At 70.0% G+C, this 16,212-nt stretch carries 14 protein-coding genes; 4 read left to right on the top strand and 10 right to left on the bottom strand.

Features of this window, described 5'->3' with window-relative positions:
- Positions 1-4: 4 nt before the first annotated feature.
- A complete protein-coding gene (dapE, locus tag LUU90_RS21975) occupies positions 5-1,132 on the bottom strand; it encodes a succinyl-diaminopimelate desuccinylase (protein WP_425596287.1) in 1,128 nt (375 codons plus the stop codon).
- A 43-nt stretch (positions 1,133-1,175) separates the two neighbouring features.
- Here dapE and dapD point away from each other — a divergent pair, with 43 nt between their 5' ends.
- Both dapD and LUU90_RS21965 read left to right on the top strand, forming a co-directional pair.
- Positions 1,176-2,123, top strand: a complete 948-nt coding sequence (gene dapD / locus LUU90_RS21970) for a 2,3,4,5-tetrahydropyridine-2,6-dicarboxylate N-succinyltransferase (protein WP_275006090.1) — start codon at positions 1,176-1,178, stop codon at positions 2,121-2,123.
- A 25-nt stretch (positions 2,124-2,148) separates the two neighbouring features.
- Positions 2,149-3,117 (top strand): hypothetical protein, encoded by a 969-nt coding sequence (locus tag LUU90_RS21965; RefSeq protein ID WP_275006089.1) that lies wholly within the window; start codon positions 2,149-2,151, stop codon positions 3,115-3,117.
- A 102-nt stretch (positions 3,118-3,219) separates the two neighbouring features.
- On the opposite strand, the gene LUU90_RS21960 is transcribed toward LUU90_RS21965, so the two are convergent.
- The 5 genes from LUU90_RS21960 to LUU90_RS21940 form a co-directional block, all read right to left on the bottom strand.
- Positions 3,220-5,034 (bottom strand): ABC transporter ATP-binding protein, encoded by a 1,815-nt coding sequence (locus LUU90_RS21960; protein ID WP_275006088.1) that lies wholly within the window; start codon positions 5,032-5,034, stop codon positions 3,220-3,222.
- A gap of 2 nt (positions 5,035-5,036) precedes the next feature.
- Complete coding sequence (locus tag LUU90_RS21955) at positions 5,037-6,035, bottom strand: ABC transporter permease (protein ID WP_275006087.1); 999 nt, start codon at positions 6,033-6,035, stop codon at positions 5,037-5,039.
- Positions 6,036-6,062: 27 nt separating this feature from the next.
- Entirely contained in the window at positions 6,063-7,583 is a 1,521-nt protein-coding gene (locus tag LUU90_RS21950; protein WP_275006086.1) for an ABC transporter permease, read from the bottom strand.
- Between the two features lie 194 nt (positions 7,584-7,777).
- A complete protein-coding gene (locus LUU90_RS21945) occupies positions 7,778-9,598 on the bottom strand; it encodes an ABC transporter substrate-binding protein (protein WP_275006085.1) in 1,821 nt (606 codons plus the stop codon).
- A 238-nt stretch (positions 9,599-9,836) separates the two neighbouring features.
- Positions 9,837-10,292 carry a cold-shock protein gene (locus LUU90_RS21940; RefSeq protein ID WP_275006084.1) on the bottom strand — a complete coding sequence of 152 codons (456 nt, stop codon included), beginning with the start codon at positions 10,290-10,292 and terminating at the stop codon, positions 9,837-9,839.
- A gap of 184 nt (positions 10,293-10,476) precedes the next feature.
- Between LUU90_RS21940 and LUU90_RS21935 the strand changes: the two genes are divergently transcribed.
- Both LUU90_RS21935 and LUU90_RS21930 read left to right on the top strand, forming a co-directional pair.
- Positions 10,477-11,085, top strand: coding sequence for a histone deacetylase (locus LUU90_RS21935; RefSeq protein ID WP_275006083.1), 609 nt, complete (start codon positions 10,477-10,479; stop codon positions 11,083-11,085).
- Positions 11,082-11,612, top strand: coding sequence for a GNAT family N-acetyltransferase (locus LUU90_RS21930; RefSeq protein WP_275006082.1), 531 nt, complete (start codon positions 11,082-11,084; stop codon positions 11,610-11,612). The genes LUU90_RS21935 and LUU90_RS21930 overlap by 4 nt, the downstream gene beginning before the upstream one ends.
- Positions 11,613-11,615: 3 nt before the next feature.
- On the opposite strand, the gene LUU90_RS21925 is transcribed toward LUU90_RS21930, so the two are convergent.
- The 4 genes from LUU90_RS21925 to LUU90_RS21910 all read right to left on the bottom strand — a co-directional run bounded on the left by LUU90_RS21925 (position 11,616) and on the right by LUU90_RS21910 (position 16,210).
- Positions 11,616-12,404: a GNAT family N-acetyltransferase gene (locus tag LUU90_RS21925; RefSeq protein ID WP_275006081.1), complete on the bottom strand. Its 789-nt coding sequence runs from the start codon at positions 12,402-12,404 to the stop codon at positions 11,616-11,618.
- 47 nt (positions 12,405-12,451) lie between these two features.
- Positions 12,452-14,293, bottom strand: coding sequence for a BCCT family transporter (locus tag LUU90_RS21920; RefSeq protein WP_275006080.1), 1,842 nt, complete (start codon positions 14,291-14,293; stop codon positions 12,452-12,454).
- 161 nt (positions 14,294-14,454) lie between these two features.
- A complete protein-coding gene (locus LUU90_RS21915; RefSeq protein WP_275006079.1) occupies positions 14,455-15,315 on the bottom strand; it encodes a carbohydrate ABC transporter permease in 861 nt (286 codons plus the stop codon).
- Entirely contained in the window at positions 15,305-16,210 is a 906-nt protein-coding gene (locus LUU90_RS21910; protein WP_275006078.1) for a carbohydrate ABC transporter permease, read from the bottom strand. The genes LUU90_RS21915 and LUU90_RS21910 overlap by 11 nt, the downstream gene beginning before the upstream one ends.
- Positions 16,211-16,212 lie beyond the last annotated feature (2 nt).

The following is a 16,212-nucleotide window of genomic DNA, read 5'->3' as shown; positions in this document are numbered from 1 at the left end:
CAAACTATCCGCCGAGCAGCCAGGCTCGCAGCGCGTCACGGCACTGCGCGAGCTGAGCGACCGGAAGATGCTCGTCGTCCTTGTGCGCGAGCAGCGGGTCGCCGGGCCCGAAGTTCACCGCCGGCACCCCCAGCTCCGAGAACCGGGCGACGTCGGTCCACCCGTACTTCGGCGCCGGAACGCCCCCGGTCGTGGTGAGCACCGACTTCACGAACTGGGCGGCCAGCGGGTCGTCGAGGCCCGGCCGGGCACCCCCGGCGGCGTCGGTCACCACCAGGTCGAAACCCTCGAACACCTCCCGCAGGTGGGCCTCGGCCTCCTCGACGGAGCGCGACGGCGCGAAGCGGTAGTTCACCTCGACGGTGCACGCGTCCGGGATGACGTTGCCCGCGATCCCGCCCTCGATGCGCACGGCGTTGAGGCCCTCGCGATAGACCAGGCCGTCGACCTCGATCGACTGCGGCTCGTACGCGGCGAGCCGGGCCAGCGCCGGGGCGACCGCGTGGATCGCGTTCTCGCCCGTCCACGCCCGCGCCGAGTGCGCGGCGACGCCGCGGGTGCGCAGCTCGACACGCATCGTGCCGTTGCAGCCGCCCTCGATCCCGGCGTCGGTGGGCTCGCCCAGGATCGCGAAGTCGCCCCGCAACAGCTCCGGGTGGTTGCGCGCGAGGCGGCCCAGCCCGTTCAGGGCCGAGTCGACCTCCTCGTGGTCGTAGAAGATCCACGTGAGGTCGTGCGCCGGCTCGCTGCCCGGCGCCCCGAGCTCGACGGCCAGCGCGAGGGCGACCGCCACCCCACCCAGCATGTCGACCGTCCCCCGACCCCACAGCACCGCGTCGTCCCCTGCGCCCACCAGGCGCGTGGGCAGGTTGTCCGCGATCGGCACCGTGTCGATGTGCCCGGCCACGACGACGCGGCGGTCCCGGCCCAGGTTCGTGCGGGCGACCAGGGCGTCGCCGTCGCGCAGTACCTCCAGGTGCGCGCACCCGCGCAGCAGGACCTCTATCGCGTCGGCAAGTGCCTTCTCGTCGCCGCTGACGGACGGGATGTCGCAGATGACCCGGGTGAGTGCGACGAGGTCGGACTCCTCACCGGACGGGTCGAGCAGGGCGGGGTCGATCACGGTGTCCACAGGGGCAACCCTATGCGTTGGCCAGGCCCGTTAGGCTGGAGCCATGACGACCGCATGGGGTTTCGGCCTTGCCACGATCGCCGACGACGGCACCACTCTCGACACCTGGTACCCGGCGCCCGCCCTCGGCGAGGCGCCCGCCGACGCCGCGCCGCCCGAGGCCCTCACGGGGCTCGCGGGCGCCGACGAGGCACGCCGTGTCCGGCTCGAGGTGGTCAGCACGCAGATCGACCTGGCTGACCCGCCCAAGGACGCCTCCGACGCGTACCTGCGGCTCCACCTGCTCTCGGCCCGCCTCGTGCGCCCGCACGGGCTCAACCTCGACGGCATCTTCGGCGTGCTGACCAACGTCGTCTGGACCAGCGCCGGCCCGTGTGCCGTCGAGGGCTTCGAGGAGACCCGGGTGCGCCTGCGGGCTCGTGGCCACGTCACCGTGTTCGGCGTCGACAAGTTCCCGCGCATGGTCGACTACCTGGTCCCGTCGGGCGTCCGCATCGCCGACGCCGACCGGGTCCGCCTCGGCGCGCACCTCGCCCCCGGCACCACCGTGATGCACGAGGGCTTCGTGAACTACAACGCGGGCACCCTCGGCTCGTCCATGGTCGAGGGCCGCATCTCGGCCGGCGTCACCGTGGGTGACGGGTCCGACGTCGGCGGGGGCGCCTCGATCATGGGCACCCTGTCCGGCGGCGGCAAGGAGGTCGTGTCCCTCGGCGAGCGGTGCCTCCTGGGCGCCAACGCGGGTCTCGGCATCCCCCTTGGCGACGACTGCGTGGTCGAGGCCGGCCTGTACGTCACCGCCGGGACCAAGATCACCGTGCTGGGCGCCGCCGTCGACCCGACCGGTGACGGTACCGCCACCGTCAAGGCACGCGATCTCGCGGGCCGCAGCAACCTCTTGTTCCGTCGCAACTCCACCAACGGCGCCGTCGAGGTCCTCGACCGGACCGGCGTCGGGATCGAGCTCAACGAGGCCCTGCACGCCAACTGACCAGCACGGACATCAGGGAGCTCGCATGGCACTCCTGGCCGAGGCCGGTTCATCGGTCCCGCCGCCGGCCGACGGTCCCCCGCCGCGCCGGCCCGTGAGACGCGCGCTCAAGTACGTCGTGGCCGTTGGGTCCGTGAGCGCCGTCGCGACGATCGGCATCATCGTGGGGCTGAACCGGCTGACGGGCACCGGACCCGTCACGGAACGATGCACCGCCGAGCTCGACGGCTCGGACTGGTACCTGTCGCCCGCCCAGGCGGACAACGCGGCGCTCGTGGTCGGCACCTCGGTCGCCCGCGGCCTGCCCGCGCGGGCCGCGACGATCGGACTGGCCACCGCGCTGCAGGAGTCGAAGCTCATCAACATCGACTACGGCGACCGCGACTCCGTGGGCCTGTTCCAGCAGCGGCCGTCCCAGGGCTGGGGCACCGTCGAGGAGATCATGGACCCGGTGTACTCGACCAACGCGTTCTACGACGTGCTGGTCGAGGTCGAGGGGTATGAGGACATGGCGGTGACGGACGCCGCCCAGACCGTCCAGCGCTCGGGCTTCCCCGACGCGTACGCGCAGCACGAGACGCGGTCGCGCGCGTGGGCCTCCGCGCTCACCGGCAACTCCCCCGCGTCCCTGTCCTGCGAGCTGGCCCCCGTCGCCGACGCCGACCAGATCGCACCCGACGCGGCCCGCGACGTCGTCGTGGGCCGCCTGGGCCGCGATCTGGGACTCGCCTCCGCGACCGGCGCCGCGGACCCGAACCGCCAGGACCCTGCGTCGTCCACGGTGACCGTCGACGCGACGCCGCTCACGCCGGACGACCCGCGGCGCGGCGCGTGGGCGACCGGCCAGTGGGCCGTCGCCTCCGCCCAGGCCACGCAGACCGTCGAGGTGCATGTCGCCGACCGGGTATGGCTCCGCGACGAGGCCGCCTGGGTCGAGGCGGAGACTCGGCTGAGCCCGGGCGAGGTCCGCATCACGGTGGACGCCGCGGAGTAGCCGCATCCCGCCGAGGTAGTCATCCAGCGAGGTAGACATGCGGCGAGGTAGTCACCCAGATCTCCCTGGGTGACTACCTCGCCACGTGACTACCTCGGCGGCTCAGAGGCCGCCGGCTCCCAGGCCACCCAGGCCGGAGGCGTTGCCGCCCTCGTCCCGCTTCGGCTCGGGGCGCTCGTAGTCCTCGTCGATGTGCAGCTCCGCGACGTCCTCGCCGAGCTGGGTCAGCAGGGCGTGCCGGGCCTCACGGCGTCGGCGCTGCTCCAGCGGCTCCGGCACGGGCGCGGCCGCGATGAGGCGCTGGGTGTACTCCTCGCGGGGGTGGTGCAGCACCTCGTCGCGCGGGCCCTGCTCCACGATCCTGCCGTTCTGCAGCACGACCACCCGGTGGGCGAGCAGGTCGATCACCGCGAGGTCGTGGCTCACGAAGAGGCACGCGAACTTGTAGCGCTCCTGCAGCGCCGTGAACATCTTCAGCACGTTGGCCTGTACGGAGACGTCCAGGGCCGACGTCGGCTCGTCCGCCACCAGCAGCTCGGGGTCGAGCGTCAGGGCACGGGCGATGCTGACGCGCTGGCGCTGGCCGCCGGAGAGCTCGTGCGGGTAGCGGTTGTACGCGCTGCGGGGCAGCTCGACGGCGTCGAGCAGCTCGAGGACACGACGGCGCCGCGACTTGTCGTCGCCCTCCTTGTGCACCACCAGCGGCTCCGCGATCACGTCGCCGACCGGCAGGCGCGGGTTCAGGGACGACGCCGGGTCCTGGAACACCACGCCGATGCGCCGGCGCAGGGCCTTGAGCTCCTTGCCGCGCATCTTCGTGAGGTCGTTGCCCAGGATCGACACCGAGCCCGAGGCCGCCGGGATGAGACCGAGGGCGCACTTGGCGATGGTGGACTTGCCGGAGCCCGACTCGCCCACCAGGCCCACGATCTCGCCCTGCGCCACGGACAGCGACACGTCGTCGACGGCCCGGAACGTCGGCTTGCCGAGCCGGTGGTACTCGATGACGAGCTTGCCCAGGTCGAGGGCCGGCAGGTCCTCGGGAGTCGCGACCACGGGGGCGACGTCGCCGAACTGGCCCGGACCCGACCCCAGGTGGGGCACGGCGGCCAGCAGTCGCTTCGTGTAGTCGTGGCGCGGGTGGTTCAGCACCTGGTCGGCTGTGCCGGTCTCCACGATGTCGCCCTTGAGCATGACGGCGACACGGTCCGCCATGTCCGCCACCACACCCATGTTGTGCGTGATCAGCAGGATGCCGGTGTCCAGCTTGTCCTTGAGCGAGCGGAGCAGGTCGAGGATATCGGCCTGCACCGTCACGTCGAGGGCGGTGGTGGGCTCGTCGGCGATGATCACCTTGGGGTCGCACGCGATCGCCATGGCGATGACGACGCGCTGGCGCTGACCCCCGGAGAGCTCGTGCGGGTACTGCTTGAGCCGGCGCTCGGGCTCGGGGATACCGACCATGGCGAGCAGCTCCGCGGCCCGCGCCATCGCCTGCTTGCCGAAGGCGATGCCGTGCAGCTGGAGGCCCTCGGTGAGCTGGTCGCCGATCGTGAGGACCGGGTTCAGCGCGGTCATGGGCTCCTGGAAGACCATCGCCACGTCGTTGCCGCGCATGTTGCGCAGGCCCCTGCCGTCGAGTCCGCCCACCACCTTGTCGCCGACACGGATGGTGCCGCTGACCCGGGCGTTGCGGGGCAGCAGGCCGAGCGCCGTCATCGAGGTGACGGACTTGCCCGAGCCGGACTCACCCACGAGCGCCACGACCTCGCCGGGACGCACCTCCAGGTCGATGCCCTTGACGGCGTGCACGTCGCCGAACTCGGTCCTGAACGTGACGGTGAGGTCCTCGAACGAGAGGACGGCGTCGCCGGTGGCCGAGACGGGACCGGAAGAGCTGATGTCGAGAGTTGTCATGCTCAGTCCTTGCTCCGGTTCTGGCGGGGGTCGAACGCGTCGCGCAGGCCGTCGCCGATGAAGTTCACGCACAGGGCGATCGTCAGGATCATCAGGCCGGGCCACCAGAACAGCCACGGCCGCGTCGCGAACGCCGCCTGGTACTCGGAGATCAGGGTGCCCAGCGAGGTGTCAGGCGGCTGCACGCCGAACCCGAGGAAGCTGAGCGAGGTCTCCAGCAGGATCGCGGTGGAGATCGACAGCGTCGCGGACACGATGATGACGCCGACGGCGTTGGGCAGCACGTGCCGGGTGATGATGCGCCACGCACCGGTGCCCACTGCCCGGGCGGCGAGCACGAAGTCCCGCTCGCGCAGCGACAGCACCTCGCCACGCACCAGGCGGGCCAGGCTGGTCCAGGTGACCAGGCCGAGCACGAGGGCGAGCCCGAGGATCCCGTCGCCGCCGGCCATCCGGCCGAGCACGGCCGCCACGGCGAGCAGCGGGATGACGATGAAGACGTCGGTCATGCGCATGAGGACCGACTCGACCCAACCGCGGTAGAAGCCGGCCAGCGCGCCGATCAAGGTGCCCACGAGCGTCGAGATGATGCCGACCGAGAACGCGATGATCAACGAGAACTGGGTGCCGCGCATGACCAGCGCGAAGTAGTCCTTGCCGCCGGTGTCCTGGCCGAACGGGTACTCCCAGGTGGGGGCGCCGTCGCCGATCTTGTCGTACTGGAGCGTGTAGTCCTTGGGCCACCAGCCGGGGATGGGGCCGACGCCGATCGATGTGAACGCCACGACGATCACGATGCCGAGCACGATCATCGCGGTGAGCGCGCCCCTGTGCCGGAAGAAGCGGCGCGCCACGAGCTGGCCCTGGCTGTAGGACTTGTCCTCGCCGGGCTGCGGGGCTGCCGAGCCGCCGGCCGCCAGGCCGACCGCATCGGTGCTGGAAACCGACACCTGAGGCTCGTAGTCCTCACCGCCGGGGTTGCTGTTCCTGATGTCACTCATGTCTGTGTCTCCTGCCTTCGCCCGCGCTCAGCGCCGGATCCGGGGGTCGAGGGCCGCGTACGCGATGTCTGCCAGCAGGTTCATCAGCACGGCCGCGATGCCGGTGACGAGGAAGAACGCCATGACCGGCGCCGGGTCGACCGCGCGCAGACCGTCCTGGAACAAGGCACCCATGCCCTTCCAGCCGAACACCTGCTCGGTGATGATCGCACCGCCGATGAGGGCCGCGAAGTCGAACGCGACGATCGTCGTGATGGGGATCAGCGCGTTGCGGAACGCGTGCTTGACGATGACCTCGCGCTCGGACAGGCCCTTCGACCGGGCCGTGCGCACGTAGTCCTGGTTCAGCGTCTCCAGCATGGACGACCGCGTGTAGCGGGAGTGCGTGGCGACGGACACCAGGGTCAGCAGGATCGTCGGCAGCAGGATCTGCGTGCCCATGTCGAGCACACGCTCCCAGAACTCGCCGTTGAAGTTCGGCGTCTGCGAGCCGATGGTCGAGATCGGACGCGACTTGACGCCCAGGAAGCTGTTCCAGTGCGCCATGAGGACGTCCGCCACGACCATGATGCTGGTGATGACACCGGTGATGCCGGTGACCAGCATGGAGTCCTTGCGCGCATAGCCGCCCCAGGCGGCGCCGATCGCCACGGAGACCACGAGGGAGACCACGAACAGACCGATGAGCAGGAGCCAGGACGGCTCGTTGACCAGGAGCGGCGCGGTGAACCAGTAGGCGATCACGCCGACGACGACGGTGGTGAGCGCCGCGTAGAGCGCTCGCCGGTTACGGAGCCCGGCCACCAGGGCCGTGACGAGCACGCCCGCCGCGGCGGAGACCACGAGGACACCGGCGATGCCGAACATCGGGTTGCGCCACCAGTCGAGCGCGTTGAAGGCGAAGAGCAGGACAGCGACGAACCCGAACGTCGCAGCGCCGGTGACGAGCCGTCGTCTCGCGGACCCGCCGAGCACCGCCTGGAGCAGGAATCCTGCGAGCAACGCGGCTATCACTATCGTCCATGGCGCGTACTGGCCCACCGCGATCCAGTTGTTGTACTGGATGGCCGCGTACTCCTTGAGCAGCGTCGCCGCCCAGAACACCGGCAGCGAGAAGAAGAGGAAGGCGCTGAACGTCACCGCGTAGTCGAAGCCGGAGTACTGGCGGATCGCGGTCATGATGCCGAGCGCTACACCGACGACGATGGCGAGCAGCGTGGACAGAGTGATGAGCCGCAGGGTCGAGGACGCCGCCTGCTGCGTCAGGTTGAGCACGTCGATGCCGTTGATGGTGACACCGAGGTCGCAGCTGCCGGTGAAGCAGCCGCCGACGCCGCTCAGCCAGTCCCAGTACCGCTCCCAGTCCGAGTCGTCGAGGCGCATGCGCTCGGTACGCTCGGCCATGAGCTGGTCCCGGTTCGGATCGTTGGACTCGCGCAGGTCCTGGAGCGGGTCACCCGAGTTGACGGTCAGGATGAACATGAGAAAAGAGGCGCCGAGCAGCACGAGCGCCGAGGCGCCGATGCGCCGGAGGATGAACTTGAGCACGGGTTGGCCCTTCGAGGCGGACGCAGCACGGCGTCTGCTGGGGAAAGCGATCAGCGTGTCACTATAGGACACCGGATAAAAACTGCCGCCATTCACCCAGGGAGGCCTGGGAAAAGTTCCTGAACGGCGGCAGACAGCCCTGCGGGGAAGGGAACACACGCTCCCTTCCCCGCAGGCCTTACGTCATGCTCGCGTCAGGAGGCGGTGTTCGCCGCCCACTGCTCGGCGTTCCACAGCACACCCGTCTGGGCGGCCGAGTTGTGCACGTTCACCAGGTTCGAGCTGCTGGCGATCACACCGGGGTGAGCGAACAGCGGGATGCCGTAGAGCGTGTCCCACAGCTGCTTCTCGATGATCGGCAGCTGCTCGGCGTGCACCGCCTCGTCCGTGGACGAGGACAGCGTCTTCCACGCCTCGTCGACGGTCTCGTCCGAGTACCCGCCGTAGTTCTGCGTGCCGGGCGTCGAGTAGATGTTCTCGCCCGACGCGATCTGGCCCGATCCGGCCCAGGCGAACAGCGCTACCTCGTAGTCACCGTTCGGCAGGTCCTTGTCGAAGAAGTCCGGCGAGGCGCTGTCGATGATCTCGAAGCCCACCTGGTCGCACGAGGACTTGATGGCCTCGACCTCGGCGGCACGACGGGGGTTCGGCGCGGCGTAGCCGATGCGAACCTTCTCGCCCTCCTTGAGGCCGGCGGCCTCGAACTTCTCCTTGGCGGCGTCCAGGTCGACCTCGTCGTACCGGCCGTCGTAGGACGCGGAGACGACGTCCTCGTAGTTGTCCTGGAACGGGAAGACCTCGCGGGCGTTCATGATGACCGCCTCGGGGGCGATCGGCTTGATCAGGTCGTCCACGATCTTCTGGCGCGGCACGCAGTGGGCGAACGCCTCACGCGCCTCCAGGCTGTCGGCGAAGATGCCGGAGTTGAAGTTGTAGTCGAGGTGCTCCCAGGTCAGGTTCTGGTTGGTGTCGACATTCACGGCGTCGCCGAGCTGCTCGAGCTGCGTCGTCGTGTCGACGGTCGGGCCGCTCGGCTGGATGACGTCGAGGTCACCGTTGGCCAGTGCCTGAATCTGCGCGTCGGCACCGATGAAGCGGAACGTGAGCTCCTTCGTGGCGGCCGGCGTGCCCCAGTACTCGGAGTTCGCCTCGAGGGTGATGTACTGACCGCTCTCCCAGCCGTCCGCCTTGAAGTCGTACGGGCCGGTGACGGGAGCGATCGCCGGGTCCGGGACCTCGCCCGGCTTGGACAGCCAGCCCTTGTTCCAGAACTCGGCGGCGTCCTTCAGGACATCCATGTCGAGCTCCTGGATGGCGGTGACGAGCTCCTCGGTGGAGACGCCCGCCTGCTCGGCGACGACATGCGCGGGGAGCGGCGGGTACGCGTGGATCTTCCAGTCGGCGTACACCCGCTCGTAGTCGTACGTGAAGGACTTGGCGTCCGGGGAGTCCGCCTGCGGACCCTCGGGCACGTAGTCGCCCAGCGACAGACCGTCGATGTGGTTGAAGAGCGGGGTCTCGGAGCCGTCGTCGGTGACCTTGCCGTCCTCGGTGATCGCCCGGGCCGCCCAGTCGAGCATGTAGTCCGCGTACGTGACCGGCGTACCGTCCGACCAGGCTGCCTCGTCGTTGAGGGTGTACTGGACCTGCAGCGGGTCCTCCGAGATGGCCTCGTAGGTGCCGTAGTTCTCGTCGGTGCAGATCGTGCCGTCGGTGCCGAAGTAGTAGAAGTTGCCGAACAGCTGGTCCACGACCGCGCTGTTGTACACGGAGTAGGCCTCGGGGGTCAGCCCGTTGTAGCTGAGGAACTCGTCCTCGATCGACATCTTGATCTCGCCGTCAGCGGTCTCCACGTCGCCGAGATCGGCCTTGCACGGACCGCTGGCCGCAGCCGAGGTCGCGGTGGACTCGCCGTCCGCCGGGTCGTCATTGCCCGCCGGGCTGGTGCACGCCGAGAACAGCAGCGCGCCACTGGCGGCCACTGCGACGGCGGCGCTCAGTCGCCTGATCTTCAATGTTCCTCCTCAAGGGGATGCCGGTATCGGACTTCCTGGCGGCGCGCCGCAGCGCGCGCCGGGGGGTGAGACGTCCGTCACCGTCATGGTTTCCGCTCACGCTACTCACGCGATGGGAGGGTTTGCCCTACTTCGCCGTTTGCTGGATCTGATCGTTACCGACCTGATATCGCCCCGTAGCGCCACCGTCGCCACGCATCCATAGCGGAAACAGGGAGTTAACACCCCAGCGAGAAGGTCATACCCAACCGTGCGAGCGTGCCACCGCGACGAAGGCACCCCGGGTGGCGAGGACCTGCTCGGCGGTGAGGGTCGGCACCCCCGCGAGGAGGACCTCGGTGACCTCCACGGCGAGCTCCCGCTCGGACGGCGCCTCGCCGTCGGGCCGGGAGCCGATGTCGGGCAGCGGCGGGAGGAACGCCGGGACGGGCGCGGAGTGCGCCCCCGACGCGACGGCGGCCGCCGCCAGGGCCGGGGCGGGAGCCGGGGCCGGCGCCACCAGGGTGACCGTCGACGCCTTCAGGCCCCGGTCACCGTCCTCCACCGCGAAGTCGACCACCGCGCCCACCGCGAGGTGGCGCTTGTCGAACTCGAGGTCGTTGACATGGATGAACACGTCGTCGCCGCCCGTGTCGGGCGCAACGAACCCGTAACCGCGAACCTCGTCGAACCTGATGACCTTGCCTTGAACCACGACACACACTCCGCCTCGTAAGAATCCCTGCGTACCGAGTCTAGGACGCTTGTCCAACTCCGGGTGGTCAAACGCACGTCGTGCCGGCCTGGTTCCCTCCGTGGCCGACGCGTAACGTGAACGTCGTTTTGTGTCGCACAGCCGTCCCCGAGGAGTTCTCGCCCTGAGCACAGAGGTCTGGTACGTGAGCTACGGGTCCAACATGGCCCGGGCCCGCCTGGTCTGCTACCTGGCGGGCGGGCGCCCGCAGGGGGCGCGGCGGCGGTACGCGGGGGCGCGGGACCGGTCGCTCCCGCGCGAGGACCGGGCGGTCCACCTGCCCGGACGCCTCTGGTTCGCGGGCGAGTCCTCGGTGTGGGGCGGCGGCATGGCGTTCTACGACCACGACGCCGTCGGCCCGACGCCGGCCCGTGCGTACCGCATCACCGCGGCCCAGCTCGCGGACGTGGCGGCGCAGGAGATGCACCGCTCCCCCACGCCGGACGACCCGCTGGAGGCGGTGCTGCTCGCGGGCATCGACGACCGGCACGCGGCGGGGCCCGGCCGGTACGAGACGCTGGTCGCCGTCGGGCATCTGGACGGGCTGCCGATGCTCACCTTCACGGCGCCGCACGGGCACGCGGACGTGCCCCACGCGGCGCCGTCCGCCGCGTACGTCGCGATGATCGGGGCGGGGCTGCGCGAGTCCCACGGCTGGTCCGAGGCGGAGGTCGCCGCCTATCTGGCCACCGTGCTCCCCCGCGACGACCTTCCCGCGACGAAACCGCTCGCCGGCGCTAGCGTGCCGACATGACGATTCGCGCGCTGGAGACCTCGGAGGTGCTGCGGCGCGCGGACGAGGTCGCCCGGATCTTCCAGCGCGCGTTCGGCTACTCGGACGAGCGCCGCGACCACTTCCGGGACACCCGGCTCGCCTACCTGCCGCTGTACGACGGCGCCCTGACCCTCGGCGCGTTCGACCACGACGACCTCGTCGGGTTCGTGTACGGGTTCGACTACCAGCCCGAGCACTGGTGGCCCCAGCAGGTGGGCCCGGCGCTGGCGCGGGCCGGCCACGCCGGCTGGACGGACGACGCGTTCGAGCTCAACGAGCTGGAGATCCTGCCGGAGCACCAGGGCAAGGGCCACGGGACGGCTCTCCTGCGCGGGCTCTTCGAGCGGACCGCGCATCGACACATCCTGCTGTCCACCACTGCCGACCCCGCCGACCGGGCCAAGGTGCTCTACCGCCGGCTCGGGTTCGTGGACCTCGTGCCCGGGTTCCGGTACGCGGGCCTGTCCGAGCCGGCGAACCTCATGGGCCGACGGCGGTCGGACTGACGTTCAGCGTTGCCAGGCGTAGGGCGTCGTCGTGGAGACCTTGACGAAGCCGTAGCGTTCCAGGATGGGGCGCGAGTACTCGGTCGAGTCGCTGTGGATCAGGGTCTTGCCCAACGCCAGGGCCGAGCGTGCACGGGCCGCCGTCAGCGCCCGGTAGATGCCACGCCCGCGCCACTCGGGCCGGGTGCTGCCGCCCCAGATCCCCGCGAACACCGTGTCCGCCACCGGCTCCAGCCGGCCCGCGGTCACGAACTGCCCCTCGGCCTCCGCGACCCACAGCTCCATGCTGTCGTCCACCGCCTGGCGGCGCAGGATCGCGTCGGCCGTCCTGTCCGACGGCGGGGCACCGAACACCTCGTCCTGCATCGCGCACATCGCGCGGACCTCGTGCTCCTCGGTCACCCGCCGCACGGTGACGCCGTCGGGCAGGGGGACGTCGACCGCGAGGGCCGCCGCCTCGCCGATCATGATCGACTCCGGATCCTCCGGCGCGAACCCGTGCTCGAGCAGCGCCTCGTGCAGGCCGGGGGCGTGGTCGTGGCCGCGCGTCTTCCACTCGACCTGCGCGATGCCGCCGTCGGCCCGGAAGTGGGCGATGGCCTCGGCGACGAGCTTCCGCACCGCCGGCTCGTCGGCCCCGCCGAGGTCGCGGTACGTGACGAAGCCCCGCCCGCCCAGGAACGTCACCAGCCGCAGCGGACCGACACGGGTGACGGAGATCGCGCTGGGCGTCTCGGCGTCGGTGCGGAGCTGGTCGTCATAGGCCTGGAGCAGGCGGGAGGGGTCGGTCATGGGTACACCGTCCGTTGCCGGGCCGTGGCCCGGCAACGGATTATCGGTCAGCCCCTGGCCTCCGGCCCGCCCTGGGCCACCACCGGCACACCGTTCTCCGGCGTCGTCGGGGTCTCGTCCGGGTCCTCCTCGGTGGCCGACGCCGAGGTGGAGAGCTCGAACGGCTCGCCGTCGTGCTTCTCGACGCCGGTGTCCACCGTCTCGCGCAGGACCTGCACGGCCAGCTCGCCCTTGAGGACGAGCGGGTCGCTCGACAGGTCCTTCCACAGGGCGACGCAGAGCACGAGCATCACCACGACGAACGGCAGCGCCGAGACGATGGTGATGTTCTTGAGGCCGTTCAGGGCGCTGGTCGGATCGCTGCCGCCGGCCAGCAGCATCGCGGCGGCCACCGCACCGGTGCTCACACCCCAGAACACCACCGACCTGCGGGTGGGGTGCTCGGCGCCGTTCTCGGACAGGCCGCCCATGATGATCGACGCGGAGTCGGCGCCGGTGACGAAGAAGATCGCCACGAGCACGACCGCCAGCCCCATCAGGACCAGGCCCACCCAGCCCGGCACCGGCAGGGCGCCGAGCGTCTGGAACAGGATGAGGTCGAAGTTGATGTCGGCACCGGCCTCGCCGATGGCGGCGAGCGCCGACCCGGCGTCCTGCGCCTGCTCGGCCCGCTCCTGCAGGCCGATGGCTCCGCCGCCGAAGATCGCGAACCACAGGGTCGAGACGATGGAGGGCACCAGCAGCACGCCGACGACGAACTGGCGCACCGTGCGGCCGCGCGAGATGCGGGCGATGAACGGGCCGACGAACGGCGTCCAGGACACCCACCAGGCCCAGTAGAAGATCGTCCAGGTACCCATCCAGTCGGACAGGGACTGATCGCCGGAGGCCGCGGTACGCGAGGCCATCTCGGGCAGGTCGCCGACGAAGGCGCCCAGGGAAGCGGGCAGCACGTTCAGGATGAACAGGGTGGGGCCGCCGATGAACACGACGATGGCGAGCACCAGCGCGAGCCACATGTTGGCGTTGGAGAGCCACTGGATGCCCCGCTCGATGCCGGACACGGCCGAGATGACGAACAGGGCGGTCAGGATCGCGATGACGACCACGAGCCCGGCCGTGCCGATGTTGCCCAGGAAGCCCGAGTGCTGGAGGCCACCGCCGATCTGGAGGGCGCCGAGGCCCAGCGAGCAGGCGGAGCCGAACAGCGTCGCGAGGATCGCCAGGATGTTGATGACGCGCCCACCGACACCGTTGACCGCCTTGCGCCCGAACAGCGACGTGAACATCGAGCTGAACAGCTGGGCGCGGCCCAGGCGGTAGGTGCCGTAGGCCATGCCGAGGCCGACGATCGCGTACATGGCCCACGGGTACAGCGTCCAGTGGAACAGCGTGGTGCCCATGGCGGTGGCCGCGGCCTCGGGCGTCGAGCCCTCGACGGTTCCGGGCGGCGGGGCCATGTAGAAGTACAGCGGCTCGCCCACGCCGTAGAACATGAGGCCGATGCCCATACCGGTCGCGAACATCATCGCGATCCAGGAGGAGGTCTTGTACTGCGGCTTCTCGCCGTCCTGGCCGAGGGTGATCCGGCCGAACCGGCCCATCGCGACGACCAGCACGAAGACCGTGAAGACGGTGGCGGCGATCACGAACAGCCAGCCGAAGTTCTGCAGCACGCCGGCGAGGGCGGCGTCGGACACCGTACCGAGGCTGCCGGGGCTCACGAAGCCCCAGACGATGAAGGCGACGGCGATCAGGCCTGCGACGCCGAAGACGGTCTTGTCGATGCCGACACGCTGCTCAGCAGGGCCGCGCGCCGCGCGCTCGACACGGCGCGCGGCACGCTGGACCTGTCCGAGCAATGACTTGGTGGATTCTGAAGTACTCATCACGACGGCCCCCCGCCCGCCCGTGCTTCGGGGCTGTCACACCGGGGCGCCAGAACTCCTTTACAGATGACGCGGTGAATGCAGAGCGCTTCACGTTAACACCACATCCATTTTTCACCCGGCGTGCGCCTGAGCGGACGCGCGCGGCGGCCGGCGCCGGCTCAGCCCTTGAGCCCGCTGTGCGCGAGCCCTTGGACGAACTGCTTCTGCGCCACGAGGAACACGGCGAGGACGGGCAGCACGGTGAGGGTCGTGGCGGCGAGCTGGACGTTCCACATGGGGCCGCCGTAGGCGTCGACGTACTGGGTCAGTGCCTGCGGCAGCGTGAAGCTCTCCTTGCTGGACAGGTAGACGATGGGCTCCAGGTAGAGGTTCCAGGACTTGAGGAACGTGAAGATGGCCACGGCGCCGAGGGCCGACCGCGACAGCGGGAGGGCGATGCGCCAGAAGATCCCCCATCGTCCGAGTCCGTCGATCCGGCCCGCCTCCTCGAGCTCCGTCGGGAGCGCCAGGAAGAACTGCCGCATGATGAAGACGGCGAGCACAGCGGGCGCGCCGAGGATCGGGATGACGATCAGCGGCCAGTGCGTGTTGATGAGCCCGAGGCTGTTGACGATCCGGAACAGCGGGACGATCGTCACCTCCGACGGCACGAGCAGGCCGACGAGCACCAGCACGAACAGGGCGTTCGCGCCGGGGAACCGGATCCGCGCGAACGCGTAGCCCGCCATGGCGGCCACGAGCATGGTGCCGATCGTGACGAGAGCCGCGATGTAGAGGGAGTTCCAGTACTGCTGGGCGAACGGCTGGAGCGTGAACACCTGGCCGTACGCGTCCAGCGTCGGGTCCTGCGGCCAGATCGTCGGCACCCGGCGGAGGATCTCGCTCATCGGCTTGAGGCTGGAGGTCGCCATCCACCAGGTGGGGAAGACGAACGGGACACTCAGCAGGGCCAGGAGCGCGACGAGCAGCCACCGGGACCAGCCCCGGCGGGCTCGGGGGGACAGCACGTCAGACCTCATGGAAGACCCACCTCTTGCGCGACTGCCACTGCAGGAGCGTCAGTACGAGGACGATGACGAACAGGAGCACCGCGATGGCGCTGGCGTACCCGAACTCGTTGAACCGGAACGCCTGCTGGTACAGGTAGTAGACGAGGACGGTCGTCGAGTTCCCCGGCCCGCCGCCCGTGAGGACGTCGATCTGCGCGAAGACCTCGAGCGAGCCGACGATGGTGATGATCGACACGAGCAGGATCGTGGGGCTGATCAGCGGAAGGGTGATCGACCGGAAGCGCCGCCAGGCGCCGGCCCCGTCCAGCCGGGCCGCCTCCTGGAGCTCCTCGGGCACGCCCTGCAGCGCCGCGAGGAACAGGATCATGTTGAGCCCGACGTTCTTGAAGACCTGGACGATGATCACCGCGATCATCGCGGTGGTCTCGTGCCGCAGCCAGTTCGGTCCGTCGACGCCGAGCACCGCGAGGAACCCGTTGATGCCGCCGTCGGCCTGCAGCAGGAAGCTCCACACGATCGTCCAGGCGACCAGCGAGACGACGACGGGCGAGAAGAAGAACGTCCGGAACGTCGTGGTGCCGGGCAGGCGCTGGTTGAGGAGGACGGCGAGCAGCAACGCCAGCACGATGTTGAGCACGACGAGCCCGATCGAGAACCACAGGCTGGCCAGGAGCGCGTCCGCCAGGCCGTCGTCGGACGCCATGCGCCCGTAGTTCTCTGCTCCGACGAAGGTGAAGGTGTTCGCCAGGACGTTCCACTCGTGCAGGGAGTACCAGACCACCATGCCGAGCGGGAGGACGACGAACGCGAGCGCGCCGAGGACCACCGGCGCCACCATGGCGTAGCCGACGAGCCAGTCGCGGCGCACCGCCGCTGAGACATTTCCCGCGGACAGAGTCGCCACGG

It is taken from the genome of Promicromonospora iranensis (assembly GCF_028994775.1).
GTDB lineage: Bacteria > Actinomycetota > Actinomycetes > Actinomycetales > Cellulomonadaceae > Promicromonospora > Promicromonospora iranensis_A.
This window is presented reverse-complemented; position numbering and strand designations above follow the sequence as displayed.